The following is an 8,697-nucleotide window of genomic DNA, read 5'->3' as shown; positions in this document are numbered from 1 at the left end:
TTTTCAGAAATCGCATTGCAAGCAAGGTTTGCCTTCCGAAAGGTTTCCAGAAGCAATGCTGCTTGTTCAGCAGTTGGAAGCAATTTTATTTTCAATACCAATTTCACAATACTAATGTACAGATTTAATTAAATATCTAAAAATAATAGCTATTTTAACTAAAAACAATAGTAATATTTTAATTTTAAAATCAGGGGGTAGCTGCTTTCCCCCCACCCACGCTTAGGCGATGAGTGGGTTTCCGCAGCTTTTTTATGAATTGATAAAACGCTCTGCATCAGTTTTCACTTTTTGCAGAACAGAAAGTGTTGTTCCGCTTCTGCTCTCTTCAAATTCCTGAATTGACAGACGTAAGGTTTGCTTTAGTCCATCATTAAATATATTCATGCCAAAACGCGCTACAGCTTTGCGGGTGATATAGTCCTGCGCAGCTTTGCATAGCTTAGCCACCACAGCAATGCCAAGTGCTATTAGTAACCAGTATAAAATACCATTTATCAGTTCAGTTTCGGATAAATGGTTCTTATTGGTAGCATATTCATCAATGATCTTTCCAAAGATCACAGGATCAACCAAGCTGAGTAGCTGAGCTACAGCAGCTAGTATTAAAGACAGAAAAACAAGCGTGCGATGTGGCTTAAGGTATTTCCAAAGTATCTTCATATTAATCGATTAATGTTCCACTTTAAACCCTCAATATCTGCTGGCACGAATATCGGTTATTGCTTTTTAGAAATAAGAACCAATGTCAGAAAGTATCTAAATTACTAAAAAACCGTAATTTTATTACCATGACATCAATAATGGCTAAAGAATTATTTGAGCAACAGTATGTCCTTGTAAAAAGTTCCAGAGCTGTTGTGCTCGACTTTTTAGAGACACAATTAAAAGATGATGTGTTCCGTCCTATGGAGCAATTTAATGATTCCTCTCCTGGCAAAATGTTATTACATATTGCAGAGGTATATTATCACTGGATCGGTAATTTCTCATTAAAACTTAACGTAGACACGTATCAGGATCAGCCCATTTCTTCAATACAGGTTCTTAGAACTTTATTTGAAAAAGTCGACCAACTCATTTCAGCTTATATTGAGAAATTTGGCAATAACGCAAACCGGATGATTAGCGGAACAATTTCAGGTAAGAAAATTGAGGCTACTTCCCTGAAGGTCTTCACCCATGCATTAACCCATGAGTTTCATCACAAAGGTCAAATTATGATTATGTGCCGCTTGCTTGGGCATACCCCTCCAGATGCAGATATTATCAGATTTTAGTTTATTACACTAAGGAACAGGATAAAAAAAGCCAGAACCAGACAATACAGCAGTTAGAACAGCTTTAAGGAGAGCAGTGCATGTTCAAATTGATTTGTTACCTCATATAATTGAAGATGAAGTTGGATCATTTATTATATTTCCAAAACCTGCCTTTGCCTTCAGCAATCCATTCCAAAGCCTGCTCTATTCTGCTTTGGCGGGTTGCTTCTGTTTTTGCGTCGATTATCCAAACTAAATAGTCTTTGCGAAAAGAAGGTGATTTGCTTTCAAAAACCTCCTTTATTTTGGGATATGCCTCAAGTATTTCACTAAAATAATCTGGTACTTGAATTACCTTGGGCTTCTCAGATTTCGGTTTTACTATTTTTATTCCATTTTCATTTAAAGCCATCGCCTCTTTTACATAAGCTATCAATGTTTCTTTATCCGGCAAATCTGACAGGGATTTGATTTTATCCATATTTCCCATTGTTTGCTCAGGCTTGATATTTTCTTTCAGCTTTGGGTTAGTCATTAATGCTGCTTTCCAAATGCTGAATGAGCAGTGATTTTTGTAGGCAGCAAAGATGCACATCATATCGCCCTGGTAATCGAAATGTGGAATGCCCCATTTAATTATTTCCTCAACATCCGGGCATGTTTCATGGATTATTTGGCGCAAATATTCCATAATAGGCTTTGCAAAATCTGCTGATTTTGCATTATATTCATCGAATTTTGGATTGAACTGTGACATTTTTAAAATTAGGTATAGTAGTTTACTAATAAAGATGATGAAATTACCACTAAAGTCAAATTTTATATATTTCTAATTATAATCTAACGCTTGTTTCAATCAGACTAAGCAAGGAGTGACTTCGTTCATAGATATTTAAACCCAAACGAACAAGCATGCCCCTTCCATACGAAGCAATAAAAAAATATTTCGTTACGGAATAAAATGAACAAATAGCTAAACTTTAGTAGATTTAGTATAACTAACAGCTATTAACCTCACAGAAAGCGAATCTTGGCCATATGATACCTAAAGCAAATAACGAGCGCCGACTTTCTGTGGATAGTTTTGACAGCGAGCCCTTTTTTGAAGTTTCTCAGGATTTAATGTGTATAGCCGGATTTGATGGCTACTTTAAAAGAATCAATCCTGCGGTTTCTAAACTGTTAGGATATACCGATGAAGAGCTGTTTTCAAGACCCATTAATGATTTTGTTTGCGAGGAAGACCAGAATATTACAGAAGAACTTAGAAACAATCTCAGAAAAAATATACCACTCTTAAATTTCGAAAACCGCTACCTGACCAAAAAAGGTGAAATTGTGTGGTTATCATGGACTTCAATTCCTGTTCCCGAATCTAAACTGGTTTATGCGGTGGCCAAAAATGTAACGCACAAAAAGAAACTTGAAGAAGAACGGAACAAACTTTTGATCAGCCTTTCTAAGATTAATGAAGAGCTGCAACACTTAACGCATATGGCCTCGCATGATCTGAGGGCACCTGTAAATAACTTACTTGCAATATTTAGTCTTTTGGATGCCTCTACAATTCAGGATAAAGAAACTGAGAACCTGATCAATATATTACAATCAACAACAGAGGGTTTAAAGGTTACCTTAAATTATTATCTGGATGCAGCCAGTCAGAAAAAAAGCGTTCATGTACCAACAGAGAATTTGAATCTTCATCAGTCTCTGAATGGGGTGTTTCATTCTATAAATTCATTGATACTAGGCTCCAGAGCTATTATTAGAATTGATTTTTCTGAATTCGATACGATCAATTTTAACAAAGTTTATATGGACAGCATATTTCTTAACCTAATCACTAATTCCATTAAGTATGCAAAACCAGATTCACACCCTGATATTTATATTGCCACCAGAAAAACAAATGGTGCCCGACAATTGATTTTTTCGGATAAAGGATTGGGCTTTGATATGGAAAAATATAAAAGTAAGATATTTGGGTTACACCAAACATTCCACAATCATACAGACAGTAAAGGTGTTGGCCTTTATTTGGTATACAACCATATTAATAGTTTAGGAGGTCATATTGATGTTGAAAGTAAGGTAAACGAGGGAGTAAGGTTTGTGATAACGTTTAAGGATTAATTATCCATTAAGCCAGACAAGCCCGGTTTTTTTTTGGAGCTGATCAAGATTACGCCATTTTTGCCTTTTAATCCATAACTCTTAATGGCAGATTCTCCTTTAAATACACTTATCGACTCAATATCATTCGGGTCGATAACCTCTATAGAACCTACCTCAACACCGTCGAGATAATAAATAGGTTTTGCAGCGGACGCTTTAGCTGGTAACAAAGGCGATTTGACTCTCAGTTGTGGCGTATCTGATGCTAAAACCTGTACTTCAGGTTCCTTTGCCTTCGGCATCACTGTCTTATTTGCCGTTTTGCTTTTAATTGAAACAGAAGTCTTTCTTTTGATTGGTGCTTTATGTTGGCTGGCATTTTTCGTTTCTTTAGTACTCTTCTTCTTTTCTGATTGCCTTTTGTGCTCTACCTGCTGCGGAATAATAATAAGTTTAGGTTCAGCAAATGCCCAGAAGAAAACAGCAAGAGCAGGGATTATAGTAAGAACAGCAAACTTTTTTACATTCCGGGAAGCCGGCTTCATCATCATGTTAACGCGCTTTAACTTGTCGAAATGAGAGAAAGAGCTGGCCAGTGTAAATACAGTTGTGCCTAAACTATGGTTAATCAATGCAGCGCGATAAATAACAGCAGAATTTCCTTGTTCCAAAACAGCACAATCTGCAAGATACTCATGGTTTTGTTTGATTGCGTTTAAACACAACCAGGCAAAAGGGTTAAACCATTGCATGGCGCAAAATAACTGGGCTACCAACAGATCGATCCAATGATACTGCCTTACATGGGCTTGTTCATGTTCCAGTATCAGCTTTTGTTCAATGGCTGAACTTTCTGAAGAATTGTCGATGATAATGTAATTGAAGACGGAAAATGAAGATTTAAAGACTGGTGTCCTTACTACTTTATAACCGTTAAAAAACGAATAACCATATTTGCCGATTATCCGCGTTATTTTACGCAATCCTATCACATGACGCAGAAGTAAAGCAACAGCAATAGCGCCATAAGCCATTAAAGCGAATTCTATCCACCCATACCCGGTTTCGGAAGTTGGTGAGATTGTATCTACCGGTACCAAAAGCTGGTTATCGGCCATCAGACTAACCTGGTAGGTATAGGTATACACAGGCAATATTAAAGAAGCTAGTATGCCGGTGATTAAAAAATACCGGTTGAACCGGTAAAAAGTTTCATTTTTAAAGCAGCACCAGTAGATACCAAAAAAGACTGAGGTACAAACCGAAGATTTCAACAGATATATAGCCAGCTGTTCCATAAATTCCTATTTTTCTTTTTCTTTATTCAACTCATCCTTGGTATTGCTGATTAAAAGGTCTAGTTCTTCAATGGTGTAGTTGTTTTCTTTGGCAAAAAAGGAAGCCATTGATGCAAAGGAATTATTGAAGTAGTTTTTAAGCAGCCCCAGCAGCTGGGTTTTTGAATATTCCTCTTTCAGAACAAGAGGAATGTAAACATTGGTGCGCCCAAGGCTGTTGTGCGAAACAAAACCTTTGTTGCCCAGTATAGTCAATACTGTAGAAACTGTTGTTCTTGCAGGTTTAGGTTCTTCCAGCTTTTCGCGGATATCTTGTACTGTACCCTCTCCTAGCTCCCATAAAACCTGCATAATCTGCTCTTCTGCTTTTGTTAACTGAACCATTTTTTCCATTAATATAAATGTATGACTATTTTTATAGACAACCAATTAAATTTACTTTATTTTAAACCTTACCTTCATTAAGAGCTGTGCGGGTCGAAGGTTATAAACCCAGTAATAGGTATTTATCTCATTATACAAGGCCGATGTATATTGCTTTGTATTAAGTATATTAACGTAATCGAGCTTAAGCTCCATTTTCTTAAACTTGAATTTAACACCTGCATCGGCAAAGTTGGAAGTCCTGCTTCCCGAAACAATTGCATTGTTGTAGAAATTTTCATAGGCGATATTTAGGGCAAGGTTTTTTGCAGGGAAGAAATTTAATTGACCTCTTTGTGTTCGTGTTTGTATCGGGACATAATCGGATATCACTTTAGATAGTTTATTGCTGCTTTTAGTGGCCTGCAGGCTATAAGATAAACTTGCCCATTGCCCAATTTTTGAGGAGATTTCCGGCCTGAAGCTGTAATGTGTATTTACAAAATTTACAATCCTTCCTTCGCTGATTTGAACAGCGGCAGAACTGGTATAATTTGCTTCGAGCCTAAAAGTAGTTCCTAACTTGTCTATCCCTTTGCTCATATTGGTGTAAATGTTATAGCCCTCTGCTACATTAACAATATTATAAGTTCTTCTTAAACTCAGTATCCCCTGATAATCAAAACTATAAAGCAAATTCATTTTGTTTCTGAAATAACGGGTTCCCAGATTAAAGAACACCGCATATAATGGATGACGATAGCGCAGATCAAGATTGTAGGATTGTTTCTTTAGATGTGGCACCTGTCCATCATTACGGATCAGGTTTCGATAGGATTGCATTAGGTAACCTTCAAACCCGTTATCTATGTTTCCCTGATCATTCATATAGCTTGCCCCGGCAGACACGTTCCAGAACGGGCCAAGTTCATATGTGATATTCAGAGCAGGGTTAAAGAACAGTTGTTCGGTATTTTTGTCTTCAAGTGTGGAATTAACGGGGTTGATATCATTTTTTGTTTGCAGTACGTTATACACAAACGGGAGCTTTAGTGTTGCTTTGAAGTTGCGATGCACATAGGTATAATCGGGCGTAAAATAAAACTCATACTTGTTCCAGTTCAAATCGTTACTTAATGAATCTGCTGCCGGGCTGGCCTGTCCGGTTAAAGAAAGGGCCTGCAGTTGTGATTTAAAGTCCTGCAGTCTGGCACTTACCCCTACAGCATAATTGTGTTTAAAGGCACCACTACCCAATCCAAAAGAAAATTGGTTAACAGACAAAAATTCATTCCGGGCCAGGAACTGCCTCATTCTGTCTGATTTTAAAGCCTCCGGAAACAGATCGGCATAAAGCAGCGGGCGCACATCAAGTGTTTGCGGATTACGGCTGTATTCCGTAGAGGAGTATATTTTAACTGCGCTTTTTTTATAATTCTTTACCAGATTAAATGTATTGCTAATTTTAAATAAAGGCTTATTCAAATCTTGAATCACGCTGTCAGAACTGTATACATGACCAACTTCCCGATTCCATTTTCCGGTTATTTTTAGCGAATTATCCAGATAGTACTTTTCTCTATTTGCATTTAACTGAATCGTGGCATCAAGCAGATTGATGTCCTCTGTTGCGGCTAAATTTTCTTCGATACTTAGCAGGCTATCGCTTGCCAGGTAATATCCTGTTCTGGAGTAACTGTTCTTCTTTTGCCTATCGTTTAAGTAACTAATATTTGCCGTAATCTGAACATCCTTTCCATAGGTCCAGAGCTGATTTACGGTGGCTGTATTTGCACGATTAAAAAGGTATCTTTTCTGGCTGATGGATGGTGGAGATGGTGACTGCACCGACAACAGGCTCTTTTGCGACGGGTCTATATTTGGCGAATAAAATGAGCTGAGTTCGGAGACAACATCATCACCTGAATTATTTCCTTTGTAGGTATTCATGTTTTGCCTTTTCTTATTGAAATAAGAGGAAAATAATTCGTTATTCCACAACAGAGGCGACACCCCGGCCCCTATTTGTGCATTTCCAATCAAGATGCCCTTTGCAGAATCCTTTAGCTTTAAATTAATAGCGCCCTGGTCTGTAAACTCCCTGTCTTTAAGTGCTTTTATGGGTTGATGGTTTTCTAATACCTGCACTGTAGCCACATCCTTGGCTTCGAGATTGTTTGTTGCAATTCCATATCTCCCTTGTAGCAGATCTTTGTTTTCGATATAGAATTTATTAATGGGTTTATTATTGTAAGTAATGGATCCGTCGTCATTAACCTTAATGCCAGGCATTTTCTTTAGCACATCGCCTATGGTACGGTCATTTTTATCCGTAAAACCATCTACCAGATAGTTTAGTGTGTCATTTAGTTTATGAATTCTGGGAGGGGTTACTTTAATTTCCTTCAAATTGATTACCTGCGAGATAACATTAAAATTTACGTTCTGGCTTCTATTTAAAAAGACGGAAGATTGTTTTTTGAAATTAAACCCGGATACTGTAATGGTTACACTATCTGCCATGCTCTTAAAATCTAAGGCGTATGCTCCTTTATCATTTGATAATGAATAAGCCAACACTGCAGCAGCGCTCCCAGCTTTTACCGTTACATTAACCCCTTGTATGGCTTGTCCCTGATAATAGACAAAACCACTAATTTTGGTTTGTGCTTTAACAGAGATAAATGTACCGATCAGGAAAATTAACATCCATGCCCTAATCATTCAAGCTCCATTGGAATGTATTCAATTTCCTTAGGGATCTCTGCAATGATAACATTCCCTCCATTGAAGTTAATCTGGGTGCCCGGGCCTTGTTTTTTTTTCAATTTTTCGAAATCAGCCCTGCTGCATTTTATAGATTTAGACTCATCTACCAGAATTGGTGTTGGAGGTGAAAGCTGTTTCATTCCTATCAAGTTAAAAGAGAACAAACCTTTAGTGTCTTCTACTTTTAATATAAGACCGGGTAAACCACTAAACTTCCAGGGTCCATCGCTCAGGGGAATCTCGGTGGTAAACCATGCTACGTAATCTCGCCCCCTAAAATTAATGGTTGCCTTCTGGCAATTGTAGGATGCAACTGTATCTGTGACATCAGTTACCTGCCATTTAAGCCCAACCATCTCATCCTCGTACTTAAACCTGTCGCCTATTGCCGTGGCATAGTCAAGCACTGAGACCTTACCGCTCTGTTTATCCTTGATAACCTGGTAACTTTCACCTTCAGTGGTACTAGAAGTTGTGGTTCCTGGCATTCCCGATAAGTCTTTTGCTGATTCCGCCTTGTATACATTCACACTCTTTATGTCTTGCGGATTCATACCATTTATCTTAACCCGCAACAAGGAATCTCTTCCTAATCTGGCGGGATCATAAAATTTGGAACGCGTGTTTCCTATCTCGAGTAGCATTGTGTCAGAACGAAAAGGCTTTGTTTCCCCTTCCTTCTTTTTAGTGAAAACATAATAGCACCTTAACGAGGCGCTGTCAATAGCTTGGTTTTTGTTGATATCCTGCCCCATAACATGGATGGCCGAACTGCATACCCAGAACATTAATAGTAGTTTTTTCATAGCTTCCTTTATTTAGGAGGAAAGCTACGTCTAAAAATATAGACAAACAAAATATTCGTCTATATTTTTAGACAAAAACTG

General features: G+C 37.7%; 8 protein-coding genes. 2 read left to right on the top strand and 6 right to left on the bottom strand.

Annotation, left to right across the window (positions count from 1 at the left end; translation table 11 throughout):
* Nucleotides 1-252 precede the first annotated feature (252 nt).
* The gene (locus AC6CH7_RS23310; RefSeq protein WP_498264995.1) at nucleotides 253-663 is read right to left on the bottom strand and encodes an ABC transporter transmembrane domain-containing protein; all 411 of its coding nucleotides are present in this window, start codon (nucleotides 661-663) and stop codon (nucleotides 253-255) included.
* Nucleotides 664-803: 140 nt separating this feature from the next.
* Here AC6CH7_RS23310 and AC6CH7_RS23305 point away from each other — a divergent pair, with 140 nt between their 5' ends.
* Complete coding sequence (locus AC6CH7_RS23305) at nucleotides 804-1,280, top strand: DinB family protein (protein ID WP_498264994.1); 477 nt, start codon at nucleotides 804-806, stop codon at nucleotides 1,278-1,280.
* 127 nt (nucleotides 1,281-1,407) lie between these two features.
* Here AC6CH7_RS23305 and AC6CH7_RS23300 read toward each other — a convergent pair whose 3' ends face one another.
* Entirely contained in the window at nucleotides 1,408-2,019 is a 612-nt protein-coding gene (locus AC6CH7_RS23300) for a YdeI/OmpD-associated family protein (protein ID WP_498264993.1), read from the bottom strand.
* A gap of 281 nt (nucleotides 2,020-2,300) precedes the next feature.
* Here AC6CH7_RS23300 and AC6CH7_RS23295 point away from each other — a divergent pair, with 281 nt between their 5' ends.
* Complete coding sequence (locus AC6CH7_RS23295) at nucleotides 2,301-3,398, top strand: PAS domain-containing sensor histidine kinase (RefSeq protein WP_498264992.1); 1,098 nt, start codon at nucleotides 2,301-2,303, stop codon at nucleotides 3,396-3,398.
* On the opposite strand, the gene AC6CH7_RS23290 is transcribed toward AC6CH7_RS23295, so the two are convergent.
* The 4 genes from AC6CH7_RS23290 to AC6CH7_RS23275 are packed head-to-tail and all read right to left on the bottom strand — an operon-like array spanning nucleotide 3,395 to nucleotide 8,616.
* Entirely contained in the window at nucleotides 3,395-4,678 is a 1,284-nt protein-coding gene (locus AC6CH7_RS23290) for a M56 family metallopeptidase (RefSeq protein WP_498264991.1), read from the bottom strand. The genes AC6CH7_RS23295 and AC6CH7_RS23290 overlap by 4 nt on opposite strands.
* Nucleotides 4,679-4,684: 6 nt before the next feature.
* Nucleotides 4,685-5,071, bottom strand: coding sequence for a BlaI/MecI/CopY family transcriptional regulator (locus AC6CH7_RS23285; RefSeq protein ID WP_498264990.1), 387 nt, complete (start codon nucleotides 5,069-5,071; stop codon nucleotides 4,685-4,687).
* Between the two features lie 42 nt (nucleotides 5,072-5,113).
* Entirely contained in the window at nucleotides 5,114-7,765 is a 2,652-nt protein-coding gene (locus AC6CH7_RS23280; protein WP_498264989.1) for a hypothetical protein, read from the bottom strand.
* Nucleotides 7,762-8,616, bottom strand: a complete 855-nt coding sequence (locus AC6CH7_RS23275) for a GLPGLI family protein (protein ID WP_498264988.1) — start codon at nucleotides 8,614-8,616, stop codon at nucleotides 7,762-7,764. Before AC6CH7_RS23275 ends, AC6CH7_RS23280 begins: the two co-directional genes overlap by 4 nt.
* Nucleotides 8,617-8,697: the final 81 nt, after the last annotated feature.

It is taken from the genome of Pedobacter sp. GQ55 (genome assembly GCF_059758925.1).
Note: the sequence above shows the minus strand (reverse complement) of the source record. Positions and strands in the feature narration are given on the sequence as shown.

Coding starts and splice junctions, on each gene's coding strand:
- AC6CH7_RS23295 (WP_498264992.1), top strand. CDS start 2,301: ATGATACCTAAAGCAAATAACGAGCGCCGACTTTCTGTGGATAGTTTT.
- AC6CH7_RS23290 (WP_498264991.1), bottom strand. CDS start 4,678: ATGGAACAGCTGGCTATATATCTGTTGAAATCTTCGGTTTGTACCTCA.
- AC6CH7_RS23275 (WP_498264988.1), bottom strand. CDS start 8,616: ATGAAAAAACTACTATTAATGTTCTGGGTATGCAGTTCGGCCATCCAT.
- AC6CH7_RS23310 (WP_498264995.1), bottom strand. CDS start 663: ATGAAGATACTTTGGAAATACCTTAAGCCACATCGCACGCTTGTTTTT.
- AC6CH7_RS23285 (WP_498264990.1), bottom strand. CDS start 5,071: ATGGAAAAAATGGTTCAGTTAACAAAAGCAGAAGAGCAGATTATGCAG.
- AC6CH7_RS23300 (WP_498264993.1), bottom strand. CDS start 2,019: ATGTCACAGTTCAATCCAAAATTCGATGAATATAATGCAAAATCAGCA.
- AC6CH7_RS23280 (WP_498264989.1), bottom strand. CDS start 7,765: ATGATTAGGGCATGGATGTTAATTTTCCTGATCGGTACATTTATCTCT.
- AC6CH7_RS23305 (WP_498264994.1), top strand. CDS start 804: ATGGCTAAAGAATTATTTGAGCAACAGTATGTCCTTGTAAAAAGTTCC.